Below are 25,626 nucleotides of genomic sequence, written 5' to 3' on the forward strand. Positions count from 1 at the left end.
GCGGTGACGACGAAGGGGCACCCGGCGGAACCGGGTGCCCCTGTCGTGCGGTGCCCGCGCTACTGGCCTTCGCGGCGGCCCGTCGGTAGCGCGCCGTTCGGGCCGTCACCACCGCCGCCGTCGCCGTCACCGCTGCCGCCATCACCGTCGCCGTTGTCGTTCGACGGCGGGCAGAACACGACGCACTCCTCGGAGGTCTCGGTGGTCGACGAGTCCGTCGGCTCCGAGGTGTCGGTCGGTTCGGAGGTGGTGGTGGGCGGCTCGGTGCTGGTCGGCGGCGGCGCCGTGGTGGTCGAGGTCGGCGGGGGCTCGGGGGCGAACTGGCCGATCGGCTCCGGCTCCGGGAACTGCTCGACCGGCAGGCCCTGGTGGTACTTGCTCATGAACTTCTGCCAGATGTCGCCGGGCAGGCCCGAGCCGTAGACGATGCTGCCCTGCGCGTTGTAGAGCGGGGCCGGCGTGTGGTCCTCGCTCTCGGCGAGCATCCCGACCGCCGCGGACAATTGCGGGGTGGCCCCGACCATCCAGGCGTTCTTGTTGTCCTTGGTGTCGAAGAACTGGTGGGTACCGGTCTTCGACATCACCGGACGGCCGTCGTCCAGGGGCAGCTTGGAGGCGTCGGCCACGCCGATCATCGACTCGATGAGGTTGGCCGCCAGGTTGGAGCTCTCCTCCTGGTCGTTGGCGAAGGCCGGTTCGGGAGCGGCGTTGCCCCACTCCTCGCCTTCGCCCTGCTCGTTGCGGACGCTGGAGACCAGGTGCGGGGTGACCCGCTGCCCGTCGTTGGCGATGGTGGCGTACGAGGCGGCCATGTCGATGGTCCGGACCTGGTACATGCCCAGCGCGATACCGGCGTGGACCTGGCCGTTGGGGCTCTGCAGCGTCGGGTCGCCCCGGTACTCGCGGGGGATGCCCGCGTCGTAGGCGGCTTCGGCGACCTTGTCGGTGCCGAACTGGGCGGCCATGTTGACGAACGCGGTGTTGACCGACTCGTTCATCGCCTCCCGGACACCGCAGTACCTCGGGTTCTCGCACGCCGAGCCGGGCGCGTTGTCGAACCGCGTGCCGAAGATCTCCTGGTCCGGCGAGCCGTCGTAGGTCTCCCCGATGCCGATGCCCTGCTGCAACCCGGCCATCACCACGAACGGCTTGAACGAGGACCCGGGTTCCTGCGGTTGGCTGGCGTAGTCCAGACCACCGACCTCGGTGCTGCCGCCGTAGTACGCCTTCACCGCCCCGGTTCCGGGTTCGACCGCCACCAGGGTGGAGCGGAGGTTCTCCGGCTGGCCGTTCATCACCTCGTTCACCGACTGCTCGGCCGCCTGCTGGGCCTTCGGGTCGATGGTCGTCTTGATGGTGAAGCCGCCGCGCATCAGGGTGTCCTCCCGCCAGCCCTTCTCCTCCAGCTCGGCGATGACCTGCCGCCGGATCGCGTCCTGCGGCGGGGTGAGCTTGCTGTCCTTGCGGTAGGCGTCGCGGTCGCGCATCTGCGGGTGCTGCATCGAGCTGCTCGACCCCGGCGGGATGAACCCGTGCCGCTCCATCTGGCCGATCACGTAGTCCCAGCGGTCCCAGCCGAGCTCGGGGTCGTAGCCGGGGTCGTTGTCCGTCGGGCGCTGCACGACGCCGGCCAGCACCGCGGCCTCCTGCGCGTTGAGCTCGCTGGGCTTCTTGCCGAAGTAGTGGTCGGCGGCGACGGTGATGCCGTTGGCGCTGCGCCCGTAGTAGGCGGTGTTGAGGTAGGCCAGCAGGATCTCGTCCTTGCTGCGCTCGTTGGTCATCTTGTAGGCGAGGACGATCTCGCGGATCTTGCGCTCGTAGGAGCTCATCTTGGTGTTGAGCTCGAGGTCGAGCTTGATGAACTGCTGCGTGATCGTCGAACCGCCGCCGACGCCGGAGCCGGTGGCCAGGAAGAACACCGACCGCAGGATGCCCATCATGTCGAAGCCCGGGTTGCTGTAGAAGCTCCCGTCCTCGGCGGCGATGGTCGCCTGCTGCATCGGCTTGGAGACCTCGTCGAGGCTGCGGACCATCGCCGTGGGCCCGCCCTCCTCCGGGTCGATGGTGGCCAGCGGCTCACCGTTGGCGTACTGGATCTCGATGGACTCCTGGGCGTTGGCCAGGCGCTCCGCGTCGGGGATCTCCCACGCGAAGTAGCCGTAGGTGAACACGCCCACCGGCACCAGGATCATCAGCGTCAGCGCCACGTAGGCGGTCCTGCGGACGCGGCGCCAGATCGTGCGCCGCTTGACCTGCTTCGGGCTCATCTCGTCGTCCGAATCGTCGTCCGGCTCGTCCGGCCCGAACGCCGCGAACTCGTCGTCGTACCGGTCGTCGTCGTACCGGTCGTCGTCGTAGCGGTCGTCGTCGTAGCGGTCGTCCCGGTGGCCGTAGGGATCGTCGTCGTCGAGTTCCTCGGCGTAGTAGTTGTAGCGGCCGGGCGACTCCTCGTGCGTGAGCAGCTCCGGCTCGCGCGGCACGTCACCGCCGCCTTGGCCGGGGCCGCCCGGCGCGCCGGGACCACCCTGGCCGGGTCCACCGGGGCCGCCCGGGCCGTGGCCCGCCATGCCCGCGGCACCAGCGCCCGCGGCACCGGCCGCACCGGCGCCCGCAGCTCCGGCGGCACCCGCCGCACCGGCGGCGCCGAGGGCCCCTCCGGCGGCGGCACCGGCGATCCCGCCCGCCGCGGCGGCGCCACCGCGCCCGCGGTCGTCGCGGCCCCGGTCACCGCCGGGGGCTTGCGGGATGTTCTCGGTCGGTTGCTCGCCGCGCTGCGGCGGACGTCCGGGCGGCGGGGGCGGCGGCCCCTGCCGGTGCTGCTGGGGTCCGCCTTGTTGGGGTCCACCCTGCTGGGGACCACCCTGCTGGGGACCACCTTGTTGGGGGCCACCCGGGGGCGGTCCCGGGCGGTTCGGCGGGCCCTGGTGGCCGTGCGCTCCGGGAGGTCCGGGCGGCGGGGCGGCCGAGTACCGGGTGTCCTCGGCCGCGAGCCGCCTGCTCAGCGGCGTTTCCTCCTCGTCGTCGTCGAACGACGGGGTCCAGGCACCGGTCTGCTCGGTGTTCGAACCGGCCTCGGGGCGGCGCCCTCCGGAGGGCGGCACGACGCCGTGCTGCTGCGTGGCGTCCTCGTCCTGGCGCGCGGGCGGCTCGCCCGGCCACTGGGGTCCACCTTGCTGGGGTCCACCTTGCTGGGGCCGGGGCGGGGGCTGCGGCGGCCGCGGACCGCCGCCGCGCGGGTCCTCGCCCGGCCATGCGGGCCCGCCGGGCGGCGGGCCGGGGCGCTGCGGTGGCGGCCAGCCCTGCTCACCCTGCCGGGGACGGCCGGGGGGCGGTGGCGGGGGTGGCGTACCCCGGTCGTCGGGCCGACCGGGGTCTCGACCTTCGTGCCGTGAGTGGCGGCCCGATCGGTCGTCACGCTCGTCGTTCACGAGTTGGCCTCCAGGACGGGCGCCACGCGGCGCCGTGGTGATGCGTTCTTGTCGGGGTGCGCCGCACCCGGCGCCCGGCCGCTTCGGGGACGGCCGGAATCTTCACTCGGCGGCAGCCATCTTCACTCGGCGGCGGTACGGCGCCGCGAACGGCCCTCGTTCCAGCCCCTGCCCGAGACGTATGACAGCACCAGGTGGTTCCAACTACATGTGCGGCACACCTCTACGACGTAGACGTTGAACTCATCGAACACGGTTGCCATCCGTTCCAGCTCATCGGGGGCGCGAGCCGTCCCGGAGGCCTTGCCGAGCTCGTCGCCGAAGATCCAGAAGACCTCGGTGAGCTGTTCCTTCCGGCACACGGGGCAGAGGTGGTCGGTCGACACCCCGTGGAAGGCCGCCGCCCGCAGCAGGTACGGATCCGCATCGCAGACCTCCATCACCCCGACGCGACCCGAGTGGACCTGCGCGAGCAGCGACCTGCGCTGCAACGCGTAATCGACCACCTGCCGTTGGGTCCGCACGACCACAGGGTACGTGCCGGTCGCCACCGCTCCATGCGCCGTTCAGGGCAGGGAGCCGTCCAGGGCAGGGGGAGACGCCGAATCGACGTGGTGTTCGTCGCTCTCCGTCCCCGGTCACCGGGAAGTGTGACCCGATATATCGACGCGATATACTGGCGCGCGGCCCGCACCGGCGTGATCACGCCGGTGAACAGCGCGAACCCGCGACCGGAGGTGCGCCGATGCTGGAGCTCGCCGTGCTCGGCCTGCTGCACGAGGCGCCGATGCACGGGTACGAGCTGCGCAGGCAGCTCCGCGAGGCCCCGGGGGCCTTCCGCGCGTGCTCCTGCGGAACGCTGTACCCGACATTACGCCGGATGTTGCGCGCCGGGCTGATCGAGGAGGTCGCCGACGACCCGGCGGCGGGCTCGGGCCGCCGCGCCCGGCGGGTGTACCGGCTCACCGCGGACGGCGTGGTCCGCTTCGACGAGCTGGTCGGCGAGTGCGGCCCGCAGGCCTGCGAGGACGCCTCCTTCGGCGTGCACGTGGCGTTCTTCTCCCGCACCCCGGCCGACGTTCGGCTGCGGCTGCTGGAACGGCGCCGCCTCCGGGTCGAGGAGCAGCGCGACGGCCTGCTGCAGGCGCTGGCCCGGTCCGGCAACGGGTTCGACCGGTACCTGGTCGAACTGCACCGGTTGCAGCTCGACCGCAGCGAGCGGGAGGTCCGCTGGCTGGACGAGATCATCCGGCAGGAACGCGCCGAGCAGGCAACCTCGGTGGAAGACCGGCCACGAGCCGGTGCGAATCGCAAGGACATCACTGATGAGCAATGAGGAGGGCCCTGCCATGGGCGGAGATCGTCCCGGTGAAGCCGCGGTGCGGGTGGCCATCGTCGGCGTCGGGAACTGCGCGGCATCCCTGGTGCAGGGCGTCCACTACTACGCCGACGCCGATCCGCAGACCCGGGTGCCCGGGTTGATGCACGTCACCTTCGGCGACTACCACGTCGGCGACGTGCAGTTCGTCGCCGCGTTCGACGTGGACGCCAAGAAGGTCGGCCGTGACCTGTCCGAGGCCATCGTGGCCAGCGAGAACAACACCATCTCGATCGCCGACGTGCCGCCGCTGGGCGTGGCGGTGCAGCGCGGCCCGACCCTCGACGGGCTCGGCCGCTTCTACACCGACACCATCGAGGAGTCCGACGAGCAGCCGGTCGACGTGGTGGCGGCTCTGCGCGAGGCCGAGGTCGACGTGCTGGTGTCCTACCTGCCGGTGGGCTCCGAGGGCGCCGACCGCTACTACGCGCAGTGCGCGCTGGACGCCGGGGTGGCGTTCGTCAACGCGCTGCCGGTGTTCATCGCCTCCGACCCGGAGTGGGCGCAGAAGTTCACCGACGCCGGGGTGCCGATCGTCGGCGACGACATCAAGTCGCAGGTCGGCGCGACCATCACCCACCGGGTGCTGGCCAAGCTGTTCGAGGACCGGGGCGTGCACCTGGACCGCACGATGCAGCTCAACGTCGGCGGCAACATGGACTTCCTGAACATGAAGGAGCTCGACCGGCTGGAGTCGAAGAAGACCTCCAAGACCCAGTCGGTCACCTCCCAGGTCGAGCGCGACCTCGGCAAGAACAACGTGCACATCGGCCCGTCGGACTACGTGCCGTGGCTGGACGACCGCAAGTGGGCCTACGTGCGGCTGGAGGGCCGGGCGTTCGGCGACGTGCCGCTGAGCCTGGAGTACAAGCTGGAGGTGTGGGACTCGCCGAACTCGGCGGGGATCATCATCGACGCGGTGCGCGCGGCCAAGATCGCCAAGGACCGGGGCATCGGCGGTCCGATCCTGTCGGCGTCCTCGTACTTCATGAAGTCGCCGCCCGAGCAGTACTCGGACTCGGCCGCCTACCAGGCGGTCGAGGAGTTCATCGCGGGCGAGCGGGAGCGCTGAGCCGCGCGCTGAGCCGGGGTCGCGCGACCCCGGCTCAGCGCGCGAGCTGCTGTTCGGCCCTGGACAGCACCGAGTGCACCGATGCCTGGCCGTCGGTGGTCACCCAGGACACCCGCAGCGCGGGCTGGACCCGCCGCCGACCGATCCGCATCGGCCAGCTCGCCAGCTCCCGGGCGTGCTCGGCGATCTGCTCGCCGGCGCCGTTCGGGTGCTCGGCGACCACCGCGAACTCGTCCCCGCCGAAGCGCGCGACGGTGTACTCGTCGCTGAGCCCCTCGCGCAGCCGGGCGGCCAGCGTGGTCAGCAGCTCGTCGCCGCGGTCGAAGCCGTGTTCGCCGTTGAAGTCGGCCAGCCGGTGCACGTCCACCAGCACCAGGGTGGACAGCGTGCCGCGGGTGCGGGCCCGGACCAGCGACTGCTCGAGCCGGTCCAGCAGCAGCACCCGGCCCGGCAGGCCGGTCAGCGGATCGCGCAGCCCTCTGCTGTGCGAGACGTCGGTGTGCACCGACTGGAGCAGGATCAGCACCCGGCGCCTGCCCTGGACCTCGACGGCGTGGTAATCCGCCCAGATCCGGGTCCTGGGCTGGCCGGTGCGCTCGATCACCATCGGCGTGGACAGCGGGCTCCCGGCCCGCAGCACCTGGCCCGCCAGGTCGGCCCAGTCCGGCATCGGCGCACCGGTGTCGTCGCGCACCGTCCAGCCGCTCGGGCGGTTGCCGGTGAGCAGATCGGACTTCGCCAGCTGCATCAGGTCCGCGGCGACGTCGTTGGTGGCCAGCACCTGACCCCGCTCGTCGGTGAGCAGCATTCCCACGGTCAACCCGGTGATCAGCTCGTCCCACACCGGCGGCAGTTGGGACGGAGCGGTCACCCCGAGGACACTCATTCGGCCCTCACCTCCCCACCAAACGGAGCAGTTGTTCTGAGCCTCCCCCGGCGACGACCGGTTTCAAGAGAGCCGCGACCACCCGTAACGGTGGTATTCACGGTCCGCGACTAACGCAGTGTCAGTGATTCACCCGATAAACAGAACGGGGTCACCTCGTCGATCGGAACTTGGTGATTCGAGCAGGTGACAGTGCACCTGAGCGGGCCGCTCAGCTTCGACCTCTACCCTGGTCGCGAGCGGCTGGGCCGCAAGTGGCGCGGCCTCCCCACCTGCGGGCGATGGCGAGGAGGATGTGCCGGTGAACGGAGCAGCAGGGGTCCGGGCCGGGTGGTGGCGCGAGCATCGCGCCCTGCTCGTGGTGATCGGCGTGGCGGAGCTGATCGCGTTGCTCATGGTCTCGGCGATCAGCCCGCACGACCACATCGACGGCGAGGTGTACCGGCTCGGTGCGCGGGCGCTGCTCGACGGCAAGGACATCTACCACAACCTGCCGCCCACCAACTCGGGGCTGAGCCTGCCCTTCATCTACCCGCCGTTCGCCGCGATCCTCTTCGCGCCGCTGGCGCTGCTGCCCAAGATGGGCGCGGTCGTGGTGATCATGGTGGTCTCGCACCTGGCGCTGCTGGCCACGCTGTACGTGGTGCTGGGCGCCTCGACGTTCCTCACCGCGCACCGGGAGCGGGTGCTGCTCGTCACGGCGGCGGTGCTGCCGCTGGCCACGGTCACCGAGCCGGTGCTGGAGACCATCACCTACGCCCAGATAAATCTGGTGCTGATGGCGCTGGTGGCGGTGGACTGCCTGTGGCGGGTCGGCAGCGACAAGAAGCTGCCCTACCCGCGCGGGATGCTGATCGGGATCGCCGCCGGGATCAAGCTGACCCCGCTGGTGTTCCTGCTGTTCCCGCTGCTGCGCCGGGACTTCCGGCTGATCGCGACCGCGCTGTTGACCTTCCTGGGCACGGCGGTGCTCGGGTTCCTGGTCACCTTCGACAACGCCCGGCACTTCTGGGTGCGCGAGATCATGGCGACCAGCGACGTCTCGTTCGGCCCGAAGTTCACCGGTGACGCCTCCACGTACGCGGGCAACCAGTCGGTGCGGTCGCTGCTGAGCAAGCTGGAGGTGCCCGGGCTGACCCCGGTGTTCCTGGCGCTGTCGGTGGTCGTGCTGGCCATCGCGGTGCTCGGGATGGTGCACGCGCTGCGCCGCCGCGACCTGCCGACCGCGGTGGTGCTCAACGGCGTGCTCGGGCTCCTGGTGTCGCCGATCTCGTGGTCGCACCACTGGGTGTGGGCGATCCCGGCGCTGGTGCTGCTGATCGGCGCGGCGTGGTCGCGCCGGGACCACGCCCTGCTGCTGGCCTCGACGCTGGCCGCCCTGCTGTTCGTGATGGGACCGCACTGGAACGTGCCGCAGGGCCGGGGCCGGGAGCTGCGCTGGAACTTCTTCGAGCACCTGATCGGCAACGCCTACGTCTACTTCGGACTGGCGTTCCTGGCCTACTGGGCCGTGCAGTGGTGGCGCAGCCGCCAGCGGACCGCCGCGCTCAGCACCGACCAGACCCCGGAGGCACCGGCCGCCGTGCCGTGATCGCCCGGACGACGAAGAACCGGGGCGGGAGCTCGGCTCCCGCCCCGGTTCTCGTTCCCGTCCTCGCTGCGACCCCCGGTGCCCAGCTGCGGGGCGCTCAGATGCGGGCGAAGACCACCGTGTCGTCCTCGGCACCACCGCGGTCGGCGAAGACCGCGGTGAGGTCGAACCGGACGGTGTCGTCGGTCAGCGTCGGCACCGCATCGATCACCGGCACCGCGTCGATCACCGGCAGCGCCATCCCGCCGAGGGCGGGGGCGGGCGCGGCGGGCTCGCGGAACGGGTTGGTGGTGACCTGCTTGCCCTCCGGCATCCCGGCCGCCAGCTCGTCGAGGAGCACGACCTCCACCGGAGCGCTCATCGGGTCGGCGCTGAAGGCGACGCGGGCGTCGGCGCCGGTGAGCGCGGCGGTGATCCGGTTGAGCACCGGCAGCGAGGTCTGGCCGCCGCTGAAGCCGTTGAGCTCGCCGACCAGCGGCAGCGGCGCCTCGATGCCGCGGCCCTCGGGCAGGCCGTGCAGCGTCGGGACCTCGTCGACGGCGACCTGGTGCTCGCCCGGCACGGCCAGCGGCACGAAGTCCTGGCGCGCCACGACCGGCTCGGCCCCGAACGCCGTGAGCAGCGCGCCGACCAGCCCGCGCGGCACGTCCACCAGGTCGACCCGGTGCTCCGGCAGGCCGGTCTCGGTGAGGTCGACGTCCTCGGTGACGAGCAGACCGCGGCCGAGCGCGCCCTGCCACAGGTCGACGATGCCGGTGGAACCGAAGTCCGCGGCGTGCGCCGGGTCGTCCGCCGGGGTCACCAGGCCCGCAGCGACATGCTGGCCGTCAACGGGAAAGGCGCTGGCCCGCAGGCTTTCCGCACCGCCGCGGATGACCTCGCCGATGGGTCCGGCCCAGCTCAACGAGCGGTGGAAGCCGGCGGCGGGGGAGCCGACCCGCGGCTGGGGCGCCGGGGCGGCCTCCTCGGCGACCCAGCCCGCCAGCCGCATCGGGTCCACCGGCTCCGGCGCGTCGAGGTCGCGCAGCACCGGGATCTCCCGGGTCAGCTCGTTCTCGACCTCGGGGAGCAGGTCGCGGACCGGGTCGATGGTGCCGGTCATGGTGGTCACCGGGCGGGCCGGTGCCGCGTGGCGCGGGGTCGCCAGGTGGTGCCTGCCGCGCTCGACCTCGGGGAACAGCTCGCCGGCGAAGCAGGTGCGGCCCGCCTCGTGGCCGCCGGGCAGCGGCGGCACCGCGTCCATCGGTCGGGTCGGGTGGTCGGGGTGCGACGGGCCGTGCGGGCAGGTTCCGTCGGCGGAGGCGACGCCGGTACCCGCGGCAAGCATGCCGCCGGTGACCAACGCGGCCTGCACACCGCGCTTCGCCCAAGTCTGCATGGAACTCTCCTTCACAGTGCTCCCCGGGGGAACGGGGAAATCGGGGGACGCCTCGGCCGTCGCGGGACGGCGGGCGCGGATGTCCGGACATGGCGCTGCTGCGGCCGCGCTCGGGCGCGGCGGACGCGATCAGTCCGGGGTGGTGCCGGGCTGCGGCTCGGGGAGCCCGGTGGGCAGCGACGCGGCCTCGCGGGCGGCGGCGGTGGGACCGGCGCGGCCGGGCAACCGGTCGACGGGGTGCCAGCCGAGGGCGGAACCGCCGTGCTGCGGCCCGTCGGCGCCCACCGCGCACCCCGCCCCGGCGGGCGCGGGCAGCACGAACGGCCCGGGTCCTTCGTGGACCGGGCGATCGCGGGCCGGGTCGTCCTGGGCCGGGCCGTCCTGAGCCGGGCCGGGCGCGGGTTCCGCGGGCTGCGCGGCGGGTTCGGTGAGGACCACGCGGGCGGTGGTGTCCGCGGCGGACGGCGGTGCGGGGGCCGGGGGTTGCGGTGCGGGCTCCGGCGCGGGCTCCGGTTCGGGGAGCGCCGGACGCGCGGCGGGTGCGGGCCTCCCGGGTTCGAGCGCCGGGCCGACCGCCGGGCCGGGCTCCGCCGGTGCCAGACCGACCGATGAGCCGAGCTCCTCGGCCTGCTCGCCCGCACCGGTGAGGGCCCGTCCGGCCACCTTCCCGACCTCGTCGGCGGATTCCCGCAGCACGCCGGTGACCGGCTCCGCCGCGCCGAGCAGGGCCTGCGCGGGCCGGTCGAGACCGAGCCGGGCGGTCGCACCGTCCACGGCGGACAGCGCGTCCCCGGACAGGCCGGGGAGCGCGTCCACCCCGGGCAGCGCGGTGTCGCCGGGCAGCACGGTGTCGACGAAGGACGCGGGGCCGGGATCCGCCGCCTGGGCCGGGGTTCCGGTGCCGAGCAGCCAGGCGGCCGAGGTGCCCGCGGCGGTCGCGCCGAGCACGACGAGGGCCCGGGACAGCAACCGCCCGGGGCGGAAGCCTCCCGTCCTCAGCTCGGTGGGCGCCATCGTGCTGCTCGAACCTCCCCGGTGTGCGGTCGACCCGGTGTGTCGTCGAGCCGCACTGTTTCAGAACGGCGCCGGATTGCCCATGCGTTGCGCGATCAATTCGCTACATCGGGTTACTGGTTCGGCGGGAGGCCGCTCGGACCGGACCGACGGCGCGCGGCCCGTTCACGACCAGTTCGCGCCGCGACGGCGCTACGGTGGAGACCGTGACCGACGACAAGATCACCACCCGGGACGACGCGGCGGCTTCGCTGCCGCCCGCGCTGCGGATCTCCGCCGCGGTGAGCTGGCGATTCCTCGTGATCGGCCTGGCCCTGTACGTGCTCGGGCTCGTGCTCTCCCGGATCTACGTCGTGGTGATCCCGGTCGCCATCGCGCTGCTGCTCTCGGCGCTGCTGGCGCCCGCGGTGTCCGCGCTGGCCCGGTGGGGCGTGCCCCGGGTGCTGGCCACCGTGGTGATGCTGATCGGCGGGCTGGCCGCCGTCGGCGGCGTGCTCACGTTCGTGATCAACGCGTTCATCGCGGGCTTCCCGAGCCTGCAGGACCAGGTGATCCGCAGCCTCAACGAGCTGCGGATGTGGCTGGCCCAAGGCCCGCTGCACATCAACGACCAGCAGATCAGCAACTACCTGGACCAGGCGCGGAACTGGTTGGAGGCCAACCAGGCCATGCTGACCAGCGGGGCGCTGTCCACCGCGGGCACCTTCGGCAATCTGCTCACCGGCATCCTGCTGATGCTGTTCACGCTGATCTTCCTGCTCTACGACGGCCGCCGGGTGTGGCTGTTCGTGATCCGGCTGGTGCCGCGCGGAGTCCGGGCGCGGGTGGACCTGGCCGGCGTGCGCGGCTTCGCCTCGCTGGTCGGCTACGTGCGGGCGACCGCGCTGGTCGCGGTGGTGGACGCGCTGGGCATCGGGCTGGGGCTGGCGATCCTCGGCGTGCCGCTGGCCGTGCCGCTGGCGGCGCTGGTGTTCCTCGGCGGGTTCGTGCCGATCGTCGGCGCGGTGGCCTCCGGGGTGGTCGCGGTGCTGGTGGCCCTGGTCACCAAGGGCTGGATCACCGCGCTGATCGTGCTCGGCATCGTGCTGGCCGTCCAGCAGCTCGAGGGCAACGTGCTGCAACCGCTGCTGCTCGGCCGCGCGGTCCAGGTGCACGCCTTGGCGGTGGTGCTCGCGATCAGCATCGGCGTGGTGGTCTCCGGCATCATCGGCGCGCTGCTGGCGGTCCCGCTGGTCGCGGTGCTCAACTCGGCGATCCGCTCGCTGGTCTCCGGGGAGGACCCGGACCAGGAGGTGACGCCCACCGACCCGGGCGAAGCGGTGCCCGTCACCCCGATCCCGGCCGAACAGCACGAGGCCGACGACGGCCCCGTTCCCGGCCCGGACGGGGAGAAGCACCGCGACGAACCCCCGTCCGGCGAGGATCGGACCTGACCCCTGCCCGGTCACGTCCCCGCGCCGTCACGCCAGTGCGACGAGGTTGCGACCGCCCGCCTTGGCCGCCAGCAGCGCGGCGTCGGCGGCGCTGAGCAGGTCGGCGAGCTCGTAGCCGAAGCGCGCCGTGGTGGCGACGCCGATGCTCGCGGTGAGGCCGTCGAGCTCGCAGGCCCGGCCCCGGGTGTCGCGGGTGCTGACCGACAGCGCGGCGGTGGCCACCCGCACCCGGTCGGCGACCGCGCGGGCGATCCCGGCGTCGGCACCGGGCAGCAGGACCACGAACTCCTCGCCGCCGAAGCGGCCGACCACGTCGGCGCGCCGCACGTTGGCCCGCAGCACCTCGGCGACGGCGACGAGCACCGCGTCGCCCGCCATGTGCCCGATCCGGTCGTTGACCCGCTTGAAGTGGTCGAGGTCCAGCAGCAGCAGGCCGACCGGCTGGGTGCGCGGGCGGGCGCGGGCGAGTTCGGCGCGGGCCAGCCGGTCCCAGTGCGCCGCGTTGGCCAGCCCGGTCTTGCCGTCGCGCTGGGCCGACCGGCGCCACTGCGGGAGCTGCCCGGCCAAGTCGAGCAACGCCAGCGGCGGACCGGCGAGCAGCGCGCAGGCCGGTTCGGCGGTCACCGCGACGGCGAGCAGTCCGCCGAGGCTGGCCGCGACGATGCCGAGCAGCACGTCGATCGGCTCGCCGAGCACGTCCACCCGGGCCGCGCGGGGGTTGCGCAGCCGGATGCCGAGCGCGACCAGGCCGGAGCGCACCACCAGCAGCACGGCGCCGGCCAGCACGAACGTCACCGCGCCCCAGCGGGGTTCGGTCCAGCCGATCGCGAACCGGGCGGAGAAGGTGGCCAGCGTGATCGCCCCGGTGGTGAACAGCCAGCGGTGCAGCTCGGGGCGCACGTCGAGGACGCCGTGCAGCGCGGGGCCGAGCAGCAGCAGGACGAGCAGGTTCGGCGGCAGGGTGAGGATTCCGGTGGCCAGGTACGCGATGTGCAGGGTCCACGGGTCGCGCCGGACCTGCCGCCGCACGGTGATCGACAGCGAGGTGAGCAGGATCACCGAGCCCGCGGTGAGGGCGAGCAGGGCGAAGACCGCCCACTGCCGCGCCGAGGGCACCGGCGTGAGCGCGACGACCAGCGCCACCAGGAGCACGGCGAGGGCTTGCACCAGCAGGACGTAACCGATCGCCACCGGACGCAGGCTCCACAGCAGCCACCGCCGCACCGCGGCACCTCCTCGAGGTTTCTTCCCCGGGCTCGAGGTTCCGTCCCCGGGGCTCGAACCTCCGCCCCCGGGCCGCGCCCACCGGTCGTTCCGGGAGCAGCGTGGCACAGCGCGGCTCCGGTGCGGTGTAGGCCACTCGCGGCAATCGGCTTGCACCGGCGGTGAGCACGAACACCCGGCGTGCTCTGACAGGCGGTCTCGCCGTCCGACCGGGTGCGGCAGGATGATCCCCCGAGGAAGGAGCGAGATCGTGGCAACTGCCCAATCCTCAGGTCCACCGCCCGCCCCCCGGGTGGCCGATGGGCGCACGCCGCTGTGGCGCGCCCACAACGTCTACCGGGTGGTGACCCTGCTGTACGCGGGGGTGTGGGTGGTGCTGCTGTACCCGGAGTACCGGCGTCCCTGGCTGGCCGCGGTGGTGTACGCGCTGATGGTCGTCTGGACGGCCTACACCGTGCGGCGGTACGTCCACCGGACCGGACGCACGAAGCGGTTGGTGCTGACGGACCAGGTCGTGGTGACGGTGCTGTTCCTCGCCAGCGAGTTCGTGCTCACCGAGCAGCAGATGGCCACCGGCCTGCCGTCGGTGGTGACCACCTGGCAGCCGGTGATGGTGATCACGGCGGCGATCCAGTTCGGGGTGTACGCCGGGGCCGCCTCGGGCCTGGTGTCGGCGGCGGCGAACTTCCTGCTGCGCGGCTACCTGGCACCGGACATCTGGATGGACACGCTGCTGCTGGTCGGCGTCGGGCTGGTGCTGGGGCTGGCCGCGGACACGGCGCGCCGGTCGACCGAGCGGCTGGCCCGCGCGCTGCGGGCGGAGGCCGCGACGGCCGAGCGGGAACGGCTGGCCCGGTCCATCCACGACAGCGTGCTGCAGGTGCTGGCCCGGGTCCGCCACCGCGGCGCGGAACTCGGCGGGGAAGCCGCCGAACTCGCGACGCTGGCCGGGGAGCAGGAGATCGCGCTGCGGGCGCTGATCGCCACCACCGAGCACGAGTCCACATCGGACGGTGATGCGGACCTGGCGGGGCGGTTGCACGCGCTGCGCACCGCGCGGATCGAGGTGTCCACGCCGGGCGGTCCGGTGCGGCTGCCCGAGCCGATGTGCTCCGAACTGGTCTCGCTGGCCCGCGAGGCGCTGGCCAACGTGGCGCGCCACGCCGGCGAATCGGCCCGCGCGTGGGTGTTCCTGGAGGAGCTGCCCGACGAGGTGGCGCTGACGATCCGGGACGACGGTCCGGGAATTCCGCAGGGCAGGCTCGACCAGGCCGCCGAGGAGGGCCGGATGGGGGTGGCCCAGTCGATCCGCGGACGCGCGGCGGCGATGGGCGGCACGGTGGAGCTCGACACGGCCCCGGGCGAGGGGACCGAGTGGGAGGTACGGGTACCGCGCCCGGCCGGCTGCCGCGAAGGAGGAGGACGACGATGACCCAGCCCACCGTCTCGGTGATGGTGGTGGACGACCACCCGATGTGGCGGGACGGAGTGGCCCGCGACCTTTCCGAGCGCGGCTTCGACGTGCGCGCCACCGCCGGTGGCGCCGCCGCCGCGCTGCGCATCGCGCGGACCGTCACGCCGGACGTGGTGCTGATGGACCTCAACCTCGGCGAGAGCTCCGGGGTCGCCGCGACCTGGCAGATCACCCAGGAGATCCCGGGCACCCGGGTGCTGGTGCTGTCGGCCAGCGGCGAGCACAACGACGTGCTGGAGGCCGTGAAGGCCGGCGCGTCGGGCTACCTGGTGAAGTCCGCCTCGGCGGCCGAGCTCGTCGACGCCGTGCAGCGCACCGCCGACGGGGACGCGGTGTTCACCCCGGGCCTGGCGGGCCTGGTGCTGGGCGAGTACCGGCGGATGTCGGCCACCCCGGATTCCTCGGCGCAGGCGCCGCAGCTCACCGACCGGGAGACCGGGGTGCTGCGGCTGGTGGCCAAGGGCCTGACCGCCCGGCAGATCGCCAAGAAGCTGAGCATCTCGCACCGGACCGTGGAGAACCACGTGCAGTCCACGCTGCGCAAGCTCCAGCTGCACAACCGGGTCGAGCTGGCCCGCTACGCCATCGAGCACGGGTTGGACAACGACGAGGAGGACGAGGAGAGCTGACCGCTCGGTGGCCGGTCAGGCTGCTGCCGTCGAGCAGCGCGTTCCAGCGCAGCCGCGTCGCCCGCTCCACGCTGGAGGTCGAGGCGCAGAGCCCGAGCACGATGTTGGACCAGAGCGGCAGGTCGACGGGCGAGGTGAAGGTGCCGAAGCGCTGGGCCACCGGCGGCACGTGCGAGACCGCCTCGGCGACCTGCGGGATGACGAGGACGATCGGCACGATCAGCAGGAGCAGCGACAACGTCCCGATCGAGCGGCTCAGCGCCGGGTGCTCGCGGTCGAGGCGGGTGCGACGCCCCTCCGCCGAACGCGCGTCCGGGGTGAGCTGGTGCGCCTCGCCCCCGGCGGTCACGTAGTGGCAGCGCTTGAGCCCGAACGCCGTCGATTCCACCTCGATCGCCCCGCCCGGCACGGGGAAGGCCGCGGGGAGCGCGGACACGGCGTGATGCCTCCCGTCGAGGTAGAGGTGGGCCTTGCCCTCGCCGTTCTCCGTCATGACCTGCTGCCAGTGGCGGACGTCGACGGCGTAGACCGCGCGACGTCCGGCATCGTCGGTCGAGGGGAGGTAGAACAGCGCGCGGGAGAGCGGCTGCCACCAGCGGAAGCGCTTCAGCGGACGCCCGTTCCCGCGCTTGATCCGCTTCGCCGCCCCGCGCTGCTTCCGATTCGTGATCACTTCGGGCTCCGAGTCCGTTCGCGAAGGTCGGTGGCCGGCCTGGCGCGGCCGGTGCGCCTCATTCCAGGGCCTGCCCTCGGGGCAGGGTCAACACCGACCGGCGGACCTGCGGCTTGACCCTGCCCCCGGGCAGGGTGTGGACTGCGGATCCGCGCGGGGCGCGGGAGCGGCGGAAGAGGAGGCATCGCGTGGCGTGGAGCACTCAGCAGGTCGCCGAGCTCGCGGGCACCACGGTGAAGGCCGTTCGGTACTACCACGAGATCGGCTTGCTGGAGGTGCCGGAGCGGACGGCCAACGGCTACAAGCAGTACGAGGTGGCGCACCTGGTCCGCCTGCTGCAGATCACGCGGTTGCGCGATCTGGGGGTCCCGCTGTCGGAGGTCGCGTCGATGGGCCGGGCCGACGACGACCCGGACGAGGCGATCCGCGTGCTGGACCGGGAGCTGGCGGCGACGGTCGAGCGGCTCAACCGGGTGCGGGCGGAACTGGCCGTCATCCTGCGCCACCGCGCCCCGGCCTACGTCCCGCCCGCGTTCGCCCCGTTCTCCCGCGCCCTCACCGATCGGCAGCGATCCCTGCTGATGGTCTACTCGACCGTGCTCAGCGAGCGGTCCGTCGAGGGGTTCCGCGAACTGCTGAGCGAACCCGACGAGCTGGACGACGAGTTCGAAGCGCTGCCCGCGGACGCCGACGAGGCCGCGATCGACCGCCTCGCCGCGCGCATGGCACCGGTCGTCCGCAGCAGGCGCGAGCAGCACCCGTGGGTGAAGAACCCCGGGGCCGACGCGCCGCGCGGGGCGCAGCACGCCGAGCGGACGATGGCCGAGGCCGTGGTGCAGTTGTACAACCGCGCGCAGATCCGGGTCCTCGTGCGCCTGAACGACTTCATCCAGGAGGAGGATCCGGGCGCACCGTGATGCGCCCGGGGATGCGCTCCGGGTGCGGAGCTCAGGCGAGGGCCGCCGCGGCGGCCTCCTTGGCGGCGGCGGGGGACGGGGCGGCGAGCGCGGCCTCGGCGGCGGCGCGGTGCGCGGCCATCGGGTGCGCGCGCACGGCCGCGCCGACCGCGGGGATCGCCGAGGCGGTCATCGACAGGCTGGTGACCCCGAGCCCGGCGAGGACCCCGGCCAGCAGCGGGTCGGCCGCGGCCTCGCCGCAGACGCCCACCGGCTTGCCCGCCTCGGCGCCGGCCCGGCCGACCACCCCGATCAGCCGCAGCAGGGCGGGCTGCCACGGGTCGCCGAGCTCGGCCAGCGCCCCGGCCATCCGGTCGGCGGCGAAGACGTACTGCGCCAGGTCGTTGGTGCCGAGGCTGACGAAGTCGACCTCGGCGAGCACCTCGGCGGCGGTGAGCGCGGCGGCGGGCACCTCGATCATCACCCCGGCCCGGTCGATCCCGGCGGCGCGGGCCCGCGCGGCGAACCAGGCGGCCTCCTCGGCGGTGGAGACCATCGGCGCCATCACCGAGACCTGCGCGCCGCTGTCGGCGGCGGCACCGGCGATGGCGCTGAGCTGGCGGTCGAGCACGTCGGTCCGGTCCCGCGCCACGCGCAGTCCGCGCACGCCCAGCGCCGGGTTCGGTTCGGTCCCCATGTCCAGGAACGGCAGCGGCTTGTCGGCCCCCGCGTCGAGGGTGCGGACCACCACCGGCTTGCCCGCGAACGGCGCGAGCACCTCGGCGTAGGCGGCGCGCTGGACGTCCTCGCCGGGCTCCTCGATGGCGGCCAGGAAGCAGAACTCGGTGCGGAACAGCCCCACGCCGCCCGCGCCCGCCGCGACCGCCGCGCGGGCGTCGCCCGCCGCGCCGACGTTGCCGAGGATGCCGACCGGCCGGTCGTCGGCGGTGCGGCCGGTGCCGTCCCAGTCGGCGTCGGCGGCTGGCTCGGCGGCGCGGGTCGGCACCGGTTCGGCGGAGAGCTCCACGGCGCCGGTGGACCCGTCGACGACCGCGCCCACCGCGCCGGTCTCGGCGAGCAGGCCGCGGACCGCGACGACGGCCGGGATGCCCAGGGAACGCGCCAGGATCGCGGTGTGGCTGGTCGGGCCGCCCTCGGCGGTGACCAGCGCGAGCACCTGCCCGGGGTCGAGGTCGGCGGTGTCGGCGGGGGCCAGGTCGCGGGCCACCAGCACGCTGGGCCGGTCCAGGTCGGGCACGCCGGGCGGGGTGGCGCCGAGCAGCGCGGCGATGATCCGGTCGCGCACGTCGTGCACGTCGCGGACCCGCTCGGCCAGGTAGCCGCCCGCGGCGGCGAGGCCGTCGGCGAACCCGTTGGCGGACTCGTAGACGGCGCGCGGGGCGGGCAGCGCGCGCCCGGTGACGAGCTTCTCGGCCTGGGCGGTCAGCGCCGGGTCGAGGGCCATCGCGGCGGTCGTCTCCAGCACCGCCTTGGCTTCGCCGGTGACCCGCGCGGCGCGCTGGAACAGCGCGTCGGCGACCTCCTCGGCGGCCGGGCGGATGCGGGCCGCCTCGGCGGCCGGGTCCGCGGGTTCCGGGTGGGCAGCGGGTTCCGGCAGCGGCTCGGCGACCCGGGCGATCGGCCCGGAGGCGCGCCCCGGGCTCACTCCGACACCAGTCCAACGCGACATGGTCTAGACCATACTCCCCTCAACGGGCCGATGGGGCGATCGTAGGCAGTGCTGCACCGATCGACTGCACCAGCGGCCCTCCCGTGGTCACCCTCCGCCGCCGAAGTGGTTCCTACGTCGCTCGATCGTCGCAACGTCCGCGATTACTGCTGAGTAACAAGTGAGTAGCCGTACGGATCCGGCCAGAACGGTCGAACAGCACCCTTGGGGCCATGACCTTGACGATGAACGCACCGCTCACCGACCCCCGCGCAGCAGGCGACCGGCTCCGGGCCGCGCTCACCGCGCTGCTGGTCATGTCCGCTTCCGACGACCGGCGCCCCGGTGACCCGCGACCGCGCACCGGCGCCCGCGGAGCCGACCGGTTGCCTCCACCGACCACCGCGGCGCGACCCGACCCGGTTCCCGGCGAGCCGGTGGACACCAGCTTCGCCGACCCCGGACCGTACGCCGAGGACCCCTCCGACCCGTCCACCCGATGATGGCGGCGATATCGGCGAAACCGCAGCGCACGGCCACAGTGGAGGATCGCGGCCTACGCCCGGGGGTCCACCGTTCGAGCGAACTTGACGGTCGACGTGGATCTTTTTGGGCCCGCCGCGCGTCAAACTGAAGTGGTTGCTGCTCGCCGGTATCGCGCCACCGACGATCGCAACCGAGCTGTGGGCCGGCCGCAACGCCCCCCGTGCGGCCGGTCCACGGCGACACCCCGAGCACGGTGGACCCCGCGGCCCGGGTCCCCAGACCGAAGGGTCCCCAAACCGACCGAAACAGCGGTGCCCCCGAGGGACGTTCCCCGGGAGCACCGCTGTCGGCGGGCTAGTTCTCCTTCTTGCGCAGCCCGAGCGCGTCCAGCGCGCCGCGCACCGGTCCGGGCCGCTGCGCCGGGACGAGTTCCGGCGCGTGCTCGGCGACCGCGTCGAGCACCTCGGCGGCCGACGGGTTGACCGCCTGCCACCGGCGCTGCGCATCGCGGTCGACCACCACGGTCGGCACCGTCTCGTTGCCGTCGGCGATGGACCGCACCACCGCCGCCGCCTCGGCTTCCCGCCAGATGTCGACCTCGGTGAAGGACAGCTCCCGGCGGCGGAGCCCGGACCGCAGCGACATGCAGAACGGGCATCCCGGTCGGGTGTAGACGATCACTTCGCTGGCCATGCTGTCCTCCTAGTCCGCGGGCGTCACCGCACCGATTCCAGCTCCCGCTGGTCCTCGGACTCGTGGATACCCGCCTTCTGCTGCATCCGCTGCAACGGGCCCGGCGCCCACCACGCGGACCGGCCCATCAGCTTCAACACCGCGGGCACCAGAATCATCCGCACCACGGTCGCGTCCAGCGCCAGCGCGAAGATCATCCCGATGCCGACGAACCGCATGATGGTGACCTGGGAGAAGGCGAACGCGCCGGTGACCACGATGAGCAGCAGCGCGGCGGCGGTGATCATCCGGCCGGTGCGCGACAACCCGACGCGGACCGCCTCCTCCGTGGAGGCGCCGCCCGCCCGGGCCTCGACCATCCGGGACAGCAGGAACACCTCGTAGTCGGTGGACAACCCGAACACCACCGAGGCCATCAGCACCACGATGCCGACCTCCAGCGGCGACGGCGTGACGCCGATCAGCTCGGCCCCGTGGCCCTGGACGAAGATCCAGGTCAGCACGCCGAAGGTGGCGAGCAGGCTGAGCGCGCTCATCACCACGGCCTTGACCGGCAGCAGGATCGACCCGAAGGCGAAGAACATCAGCACCAGCGTCGCGCCGATCAGCACCGCCGCCACCAGCGGCAGCGCCTCGGCGGTGGCCTGGAGGCTGTCCACGTTCAGCGCGGTCGGGCCGCCGACCAGCACCTCGCTGCCCGCCGGGGCGGGCAGGTCGCGGATCGCCTCGACCGCGGCGTTGGCCTGGTCGCCGTAGGGGTCGCCCTGGATCCCGGCGGAGAGCACGGTGACCTCGCCCTGCTGGGCGCTCGGCGCCACCTGGGTCACGCCGTCGATCGCGCCGACGTCCTGGGTGAAGCGCTGCACGTCGGCGGGTGCGGCGGTGCCGTCGAGCACCACCTGGATGCCGTTGTCGCTCATCGCCGGGAACTCGGCGCGCAGCGTCTCGATGGCCTGCCGGGACGGGTCGCCCTCGGGCAGCATCCGCTCGTCCGGGGTGCCGAACTGCACGTTGAAGAACGGGGCGGCGAGCACGCCGAGCACCGCGACGATCGGGACGGCGGTGAGCAGCGGGCGCTTCATCACCTTGGTGGCGAACCGGGACCAGCCGTTGTCGTCGGTGGCCGGGCGGTTCTTGCGCCACGGCACGGCGAGCTTGTCGATCCGGTGGCCGAGCATCCCCAGCATCGCGGGCAGCACGGTCAGCGAGATGACGGCGGCCAGCCCCACCGCGGCCATGCCGCCGTAGGCCAGCGACTTGAGGAAGCTCTGCGGGAACAGGGTCAGCCCGCCCAGCGCGATGACCAGCAGGGTCGCCGAGAAGGCCACGGTGCGCCCGGCGCTGGCCACCGAGCGGCGCACCGCCTCGCCGGTGGCCATCCCGGTGGACATCTCCTCGCGGAACCGGCCGACGATGAACAGGCCGTAGTCGATCGCCAGCCCCAGTCCGAGCAGGCTGGCCACGTTGACGGCGAAGACGTTGACGTCGGAGAACAGCGACACCAGGTGCAGCAGGCCCAGCGAGCCGAACACGGCCAGCCCGCCGACCAGCACCGGCAGCGAAGCGGCGACCAGACCGCCGAAGATCAGCACCAGCAGCACCAGCGTGATGGGCAGCGACACCGCCTCGGCCATCACCAGGTCGGAGGTGGCGTGCTCCTCCACCGAGGCCTGCATCGGGATCATCCCCGCGACGTGGCTGTCCAGCCCCGCCACCTCGAAGGAGTCGGCGACCTTCTCGTAGGAGGCCGTCTTGGCCGCCATGTCCGCCCCGGCTAGTTCGACGGAGGCGATCCCGGCGGTGCGGTCGTCGTTGGCGAGCTGGGGAGCGGGGAGCTGCCAGTAGGAGGTGACCCCGCTGACCGCGTCCGGGGGCAGGTCGCCGAGGACGCGGTTGATGTCCTGGGCGTACTGGGGTTCGTCGATGGTGCGGCCGTCGGGCGCCTGGTACACCACGACCAGGTCACCGCTGGTTCCCTGGGCCTGCTCGGCGAGGTCGGCGGCGGCCACCGCCTCGCTGCCCGGGGCTTCGTAGCCGCCTTGGCTCATCCGGTCGAAGACGCCGAGGCCCCACGTACCGCCTCCGATGACGGCGAGGAGGATGGCGATCAGCACCACGCGGCGATGCCGGAAGGCGAACGATCCCCAGGACGCGAACATGACTTGTCCTCCAGTGACTGACCCGAACGGGTTACGGTTCGGTAAACGCCGTCAACAAAGGTGAACGCCGTTTACCCTGCACACTGTACTGACGCGAATCCGCTTCAGCATTCAACGGAGGAAGGCATGACCGAGCTCACCCGCCGGGAGCGGATGCGCGCCGAGACCGAGCAGGAGATCCGCCAGCACGCCCGGGCGCTGCTCGTCGAGCACGGCCGGGAAGCCGTGACCCTGCGCGCCATCGCCCGCGAGCTCGGCATCACCGCGCCCGCGCTCTACCGCTACTACGACTCCCGCGAGGAGCTGCTCCGCCAGCTCTGCGACGACATCTGCACCGACCTCGCCGCCGAGCTGCACACCCACGTCGGCCCGGCCGGCGAGGAGTTCATGGACAAGGTGTTCGCGGTCTGCCGGGCGTTCCGCCGCTGGGCGCTGGCCCACCCGGAGGAGTTCACGCTGGTCTTCGCCAGCCCCGCGGGCCAGGTGCGCGACGGCGCGCAGGACCGGTTCGCCGAGGTCTTCCTGGGCATCGTCGGCCCGTTCATGGCCGCCCAGCCGACCGTCGCGCCCAGCGAACCCGGGTTCGCCCTGCCCGACCTCAGCGCCCAGCAGGAGGTGCTGGCCACCGCGTTCTCCGACCAGGGCATCGAGGTCCCGCCCGAGGCGCTGGGACCGCACGCGGTGTACTTCCTGCTGCGCTGGTGGGTGCGGCTCTACGGGCACGTCGCGCTGGAGGTGTTCGGCCGCTTCCCGTTCGACCTCAAGCACGCCGACCAGCTCTTCGACTCGATGCTGCACGAGCTCGCGCACGAGATCGGACTGCCCTGAACGGGCACCGTCGCCCTCGGTGATGCGCGGTCAGCTGAGCGCTACCATGAGACCGGGCTCGAAAGTGGTCCCAGCTGGAACGATGCCCCCGGATCGATTCCCGGGGGCCTCCCGGGGCGGGCCCGGCCAACGACTGGAGGACGGCAGTGATCGGCGACTGGACGCGCCCGGCGGTCGCGGCGGCGCTCGGAGCGGCGGTGCTGGTCACCGGGGTGGTCACGGCCGATCCCGGGTGGGACGCCGAGGAGCGCCCGGGCGTGACCGACGCGGCCTTCGCCCCGGACGTGTTCGTCCGCAGCTACGCGCCCGTCGGTCCGGCGATCGAGACCGTCCGGTGGCCCACCGAGTTCGTCCCCCCGGCCCCCGACGAAGAGGGGCCGGGCGACCTGCGGCTCACCGAACTCCGCTGGCAGCGCTGGGACTCCGACCGCGCCGAGGCCCTCGGGACCGCCGTGGTCGAGCGCGAGGACGGGCGCACCGACCACATCCCCGGCGTCTGGATCACCCTGCGCGACACCGAGCGCATCGGGCAGGTGGTGCAGTACACGCGCTACCGGCTGGAGTGGCCCGGCGCCCTCGAACCCGACGACTACGAGCTCGACTTCACCGGGTCCGACTGACGTCCCGCACCACTCGAAGGGGTGGTGAGTGAGGGGCACCTTCATCCGACTATGCCGGATGAAGGTGCCCCTCACCTGGAAAAAGATCACCCGGTCGGGGATGCGGTGTCGTGCTCGCGCATCTCCCGCTGCCTGCGCTCCTCCGCGCCCGTCGCGATGGGGGCGGTCAGCCACTGCCGCGGCACGCCGAAGGCGGTGACCAGCTCCACGGCGTGCGGGCGCAGCGCGCCGCACAGCGCGTTGACCGCCGCCGTGATCGACTTCGACCGGCGCGGGGTGATCCGCTCGTGCTCCAGGAACCAGCCCCGGTCCTGCTCGATCGCCGACAGCGCGAACAGGTCGCACAGCCGCTCCAGCACCGCCGCGACGTCGCGGTCCCGGCACCGGTCGATCGCCGCGACGAACGACTCCAGCACCGACCGCTCGACGTGCACCCGGGCCGCGTGCAGCACGTGGTCCTGCGCGTTGTTGAACACCTCGAAGGCGTCGTCGCTCCCGGCCCCGCGCAACCGGCGGCCGAGCCCGTCGAGGACGTGCTTTTCCCGGTCGTCGAACATCGCGAGCTGCCAGCCCCGGTCGAAGATGACGTCCTCGTCGTCCTTGCCCGGCGCGGCGGCGATCAACCGCTGCACCAGCGACCGCGCCGCGGTGCGCTCGGCGACCGCGCCGACGAACCGGTCGGCGACGAACCGGACCATGCCCAGCGGGCTCAGGTCCCCGAACTGGTCCTTGTAGCCGGTCAGCAGGCCCTTGGCGACCAGTTGCAGCAGGACGGTGTTGTCGCCCTCGAACGTGGTGAACACGTCGGTGTCGGCCTTGAGCCCGGCGAGCTGGTTCTCCGCGATGTACCCCGCGCCGCCGCACGCCTCGCGGCAGGCCTGGATGGTGGCGGTCGCGTGCCAGGTGGACAGCGCCTTGATCCCGGCGGCGCGCGACTCCAGGGCGCGCTGGGCGCGCTCGTCCCCACCGCCCTGCACGTCGTGCAGCGTCGAGACCAGGTCCTCCTGGGCGAAGTGCAGCGCGAAGGTGCGCGCCAGCGCGGGCAGCAGCTTGCGCTGGTGACCCCGGTAGTCCAGCAGCACCGCTTCCTCGTCGGTGCCCGGCCGGGGGAACTGGCGGCGGGTGTCGCCGTAGCGCAGCGCGATCTCCAGCGCGAGCTTGGTGGCGCCGCCCGCGGTGCCGGACACCGCGATCCGGCCCCGGATCAGGGTGCCGAGCATGGTGAAGAACCGCTTGTTGGCCCCGGCGATCGGGCTGCGGTAGGTGCCGTCCGGCTCGACGTCGCCGTAGCGGTTGAGCAGCGCCTCGCGCGGCACCCGCACCCGGTCGAAGGTGATCCGGCCGTTGTCCACGCCGTTGAGCCCGGCCTTGCGCCCGGTGTCCTCGATGTGCACGCCGGGCATCGGGCGGCCCTCGGCGTCGCGGAGCGGCACCATCAGCGCGTGCACGCCGTGGCCCTTGCCGCCGGTGATGAGCTGGGCGAACACCACCGCCATCCGGCCGTCCCGGGCGGCGTTGCCGATGTACTCCTTGCGGGCCGCCTCGTGCGGGGTGTGCACCACGAACTCCCCGGCGTCCGGGTCGTAGGTCGCGGTGGTGCGCAGGCGCTGCACGTCGGAGCCGTGGCCGCTCTCGGTCATCGCGAAGCAGCCGGGCAGTTCCAGCCGCATGATGTCGTGCAGGTACCGCTCGTGGTGGCGCTCGGTGCCCAGCGCGACGACCGCCCCGCCGAACAGGCCCCACTGCACGCCGGACTTGACCATCAGCGACAGGTTGCCGGGCAGCATCTCCAGCGCCACCACCGAACCGCCGACGTCGCCCCGACCGCCGTGCTCGGCGGGGAAGCCGTGGTCGATGGCGCCGGACCGGGCGACCATGCCGAGCTGCTCCAGCGTCCGCGCCCGGTGCGCCTCGGTGTCGAGGTCGTCGCCGGGGGAGAGGTCGAGGCCGGCCAGCGCCTCGCGGACCTCGGCGCGGACTCCGGCCCACCGGCCGTCCAGCAGCGCCGAGAGCTCCGCCGCGTCGAACCCGCTCGGGGTCTTCGGGATGTCCATCTGCCCGCCTCCACGCCAGTCGGTGCCGTGACCCCGAGCGT

22 protein-coding genes are annotated in these 25,626 nt (G+C 73.1%); 12 read left to right on the plus strand and 10 right to left on the minus strand.

What is annotated here, in order from left to right; all coding sequences use genetic code 11:
• Positions 1-59: 59 nt before the first annotated feature.
• The gene (locus tag ACQP0T_RS27845; RefSeq protein ID WP_433870682.1) at positions 60-2,480 is read right to left on the minus strand and encodes a transglycosylase domain-containing protein; all 2,421 of its coding nucleotides are present in this window, start codon (positions 2,478-2,480) and stop codon (positions 60-62) included.
• On the opposite strand from ACQP0T_RS27845, the gene ACQP0T_RS27850 reads away from it, so the two are divergent.
• Positions 2,451-3,392 carry a hypothetical protein gene (locus ACQP0T_RS27850; RefSeq protein WP_433870683.1) on the plus strand — a complete coding sequence of 314 codons (942 nt, stop codon included), beginning with the start codon at positions 2,451-2,453 and terminating at the stop codon, positions 3,390-3,392. The two genes, ACQP0T_RS27845 and ACQP0T_RS27850, sit on opposite strands and share 30 nt — an antisense overlap.
• 158 nt (positions 3,393-3,550) lie before the next feature.
• Here the strand turns inward: ACQP0T_RS27850 and ACQP0T_RS27855 are convergent, their stop codons facing one another.
• A complete protein-coding gene (locus ACQP0T_RS27855; protein WP_433870684.1) occupies positions 3,551-3,952 on the minus strand; it encodes a DUF5318 domain-containing protein in 402 nt (133 codons plus the stop codon).
• A 221-nt stretch (positions 3,953-4,173) separates the two neighbouring features.
• Between ACQP0T_RS27855 and ACQP0T_RS27860 the strand changes: the two genes are divergently transcribed.
• The gene (locus ACQP0T_RS27860; protein ID WP_345360251.1) at positions 4,174-4,764 is read left to right on the plus strand and encodes a PadR family transcriptional regulator; all 591 of its coding nucleotides are present in this window, start codon (positions 4,174-4,176) and stop codon (positions 4,762-4,764) included.
• Between the two features lie 13 nt (positions 4,765-4,777).
• On the plus strand, positions 4,778-5,878 hold the full coding sequence (locus tag ACQP0T_RS27865; RefSeq protein ID WP_433870685.1) for an inositol-3-phosphate synthase: 1,101 nt from the start codon (positions 4,778-4,780) through the stop codon (positions 5,876-5,878).
• A 34-nt stretch (positions 5,879-5,912) separates the two neighbouring features.
• Here the strand turns inward: ACQP0T_RS27865 and ACQP0T_RS27870 are convergent, their stop codons facing one another.
• Positions 5,913-6,749, minus strand: coding sequence for a GGDEF domain-containing protein (locus ACQP0T_RS27870; RefSeq protein ID WP_433870686.1), 837 nt, complete (start codon positions 6,747-6,749; stop codon positions 5,913-5,915).
• 316 nt (positions 6,750-7,065) lie between these two features.
• Between ACQP0T_RS27870 and ACQP0T_RS27875 the strand changes: the two genes are divergently transcribed.
• Positions 7,066-8,355, plus strand: a complete 1,290-nt coding sequence (locus ACQP0T_RS27875) for a glycosyltransferase 87 family protein (protein ID WP_433870687.1) — start codon at positions 7,066-7,068, stop codon at positions 8,353-8,355.
• 97 nt (positions 8,356-8,452) lie between these two features.
• On the opposite strand, the gene ACQP0T_RS27880 is transcribed toward ACQP0T_RS27875, so the two are convergent.
• Positions 8,453-9,733: a hypothetical protein gene (locus ACQP0T_RS27880; protein WP_433870688.1), complete on the minus strand. Its 1,281-nt coding sequence runs from the start codon at positions 9,731-9,733 to the stop codon at positions 8,453-8,455.
• Positions 9,734-9,862: 129 nt separating this feature from the next.
• Entirely contained in the window at positions 9,863-10,747 is an 885-nt protein-coding gene (locus tag ACQP0T_RS27885) for a hypothetical protein (RefSeq protein WP_433870689.1), read from the minus strand.
• Positions 10,748-10,953: 206 nt separating this feature from the next.
• Here ACQP0T_RS27885 and ACQP0T_RS27890 point away from each other — a divergent pair, with 206 nt between their 5' ends.
• Positions 10,954-12,180, plus strand: a complete 1,227-nt coding sequence (locus tag ACQP0T_RS27890; protein WP_433870690.1) for an AI-2E family transporter — start codon at positions 10,954-10,956, stop codon at positions 12,178-12,180.
• Positions 12,181-12,207: 27 nt separating this feature from the next.
• On the opposite strand, the gene ACQP0T_RS27895 is transcribed toward ACQP0T_RS27890, so the two are convergent.
• Positions 12,208-13,404, minus strand: coding sequence for a diguanylate cyclase (locus tag ACQP0T_RS27895; RefSeq protein WP_433870691.1), 1,197 nt, complete (start codon positions 13,402-13,404; stop codon positions 12,208-12,210).
• A gap of 250 nt (positions 13,405-13,654) precedes the next feature.
• On the opposite strand from ACQP0T_RS27895, the gene macS reads away from it, so the two are divergent.
• The 4 genes from macS to ACQP0T_RS27915 all read left to right on the plus strand — a co-directional run bounded on the left by macS (position 13,655) and on the right by ACQP0T_RS27915 (position 17,097).
• Positions 13,655-14,836 carry a MacS family sensor histidine kinase gene (gene macS, locus ACQP0T_RS27900; RefSeq protein WP_433870692.1) on the plus strand — a complete coding sequence of 394 codons (1,182 nt, stop codon included), beginning with the start codon at positions 13,655-13,657 and terminating at the stop codon, positions 14,834-14,836.
• Positions 14,833-15,507, plus strand: coding sequence for a response regulator (locus tag ACQP0T_RS27905; protein WP_433870693.1), 675 nt, complete (start codon positions 14,833-14,835; stop codon positions 15,505-15,507). Before macS ends, ACQP0T_RS27905 begins: the two co-directional genes overlap by 4 nt.
• Before the next feature lie 101 nt (positions 15,508-15,608).
• Positions 15,609-15,860, plus strand: a complete 252-nt coding sequence (locus tag ACQP0T_RS27910) for a hypothetical protein (RefSeq protein ID WP_433870694.1) — start codon at positions 15,609-15,611, stop codon at positions 15,858-15,860.
• Positions 15,861-16,368: 508 nt separating this feature from the next.
• The gene (locus tag ACQP0T_RS27915) at positions 16,369-17,097 is read left to right on the plus strand and encodes a MerR family transcriptional regulator (protein WP_433870695.1); all 729 of its coding nucleotides are present in this window, start codon (positions 16,369-16,371) and stop codon (positions 17,095-17,097) included.
• A 31-nt stretch (positions 17,098-17,128) separates the two neighbouring features.
• On the opposite strand, the gene ACQP0T_RS27920 is transcribed toward ACQP0T_RS27915, so the two are convergent.
• Positions 17,129-18,766 (minus strand): putative PEP-binding protein, encoded by a 1,638-nt coding sequence (locus tag ACQP0T_RS27920; protein WP_433870696.1) that lies wholly within the window; start codon positions 18,764-18,766, stop codon positions 17,129-17,131.
• Between the two features lie 212 nt (positions 18,767-18,978).
• Here ACQP0T_RS27920 and ACQP0T_RS27925 point away from each other — a divergent pair, with 212 nt between their 5' ends.
• Positions 18,979-19,248 carry a hypothetical protein gene (locus tag ACQP0T_RS27925; RefSeq protein ID WP_345360212.1) on the plus strand — a complete coding sequence of 90 codons (270 nt, stop codon included), beginning with the start codon at positions 18,979-18,981 and terminating at the stop codon, positions 19,246-19,248.
• A 337-nt stretch (positions 19,249-19,585) separates the two neighbouring features.
• Here the strand turns inward: ACQP0T_RS27925 and ACQP0T_RS27930 are convergent, their stop codons facing one another.
• Positions 19,586-19,924, minus strand: a complete 339-nt coding sequence (locus ACQP0T_RS27930) for a glutaredoxin domain-containing protein (protein WP_433870697.1) — start codon at positions 19,922-19,924, stop codon at positions 19,586-19,588.
• Between the two features lie 23 nt (positions 19,925-19,947).
• Positions 19,948-22,083 carry an MMPL family transporter gene (locus tag ACQP0T_RS27935; RefSeq protein WP_433870698.1) on the minus strand — a complete coding sequence of 712 codons (2,136 nt, stop codon included), beginning with the start codon at positions 22,081-22,083 and terminating at the stop codon, positions 19,948-19,950.
• A 126-nt stretch (positions 22,084-22,209) separates the two neighbouring features.
• On the opposite strand from ACQP0T_RS27935, the gene ACQP0T_RS27940 reads away from it, so the two are divergent.
• Positions 22,210-22,911, plus strand: coding sequence for a TetR/AcrR family transcriptional regulator (locus ACQP0T_RS27940; RefSeq protein WP_433870699.1), 702 nt, complete (start codon positions 22,210-22,212; stop codon positions 22,909-22,911).
• A gap of 146 nt (positions 22,912-23,057) precedes the next feature.
• Positions 23,058-23,531 (plus strand): hypothetical protein, encoded by a 474-nt coding sequence (locus ACQP0T_RS27945; protein ID WP_433870700.1) that lies wholly within the window; start codon positions 23,058-23,060, stop codon positions 23,529-23,531.
• Positions 23,532-23,617: 86 nt separating this feature from the next.
• Here ACQP0T_RS27945 and ACQP0T_RS27950 read toward each other — a convergent pair whose 3' ends face one another.
• On the minus strand, positions 23,618-25,585 hold the full coding sequence (locus ACQP0T_RS27950; RefSeq protein ID WP_433870701.1) for an acyl-CoA dehydrogenase family protein: 1,968 nt from the start codon (positions 25,583-25,585) through the stop codon (positions 23,618-23,620).
• Between the last annotated feature and the right edge of the window lie 41 nt (positions 25,586-25,626).

Origin of the sequence: Saccharopolyspora sp. CA-218241 (assembly GCF_050954615.1) — a bacterium.
GTDB lineage: Bacteria > Actinomycetota > Actinomycetes > Mycobacteriales > Pseudonocardiaceae > Saccharopolyspora > Saccharopolyspora cebuensis.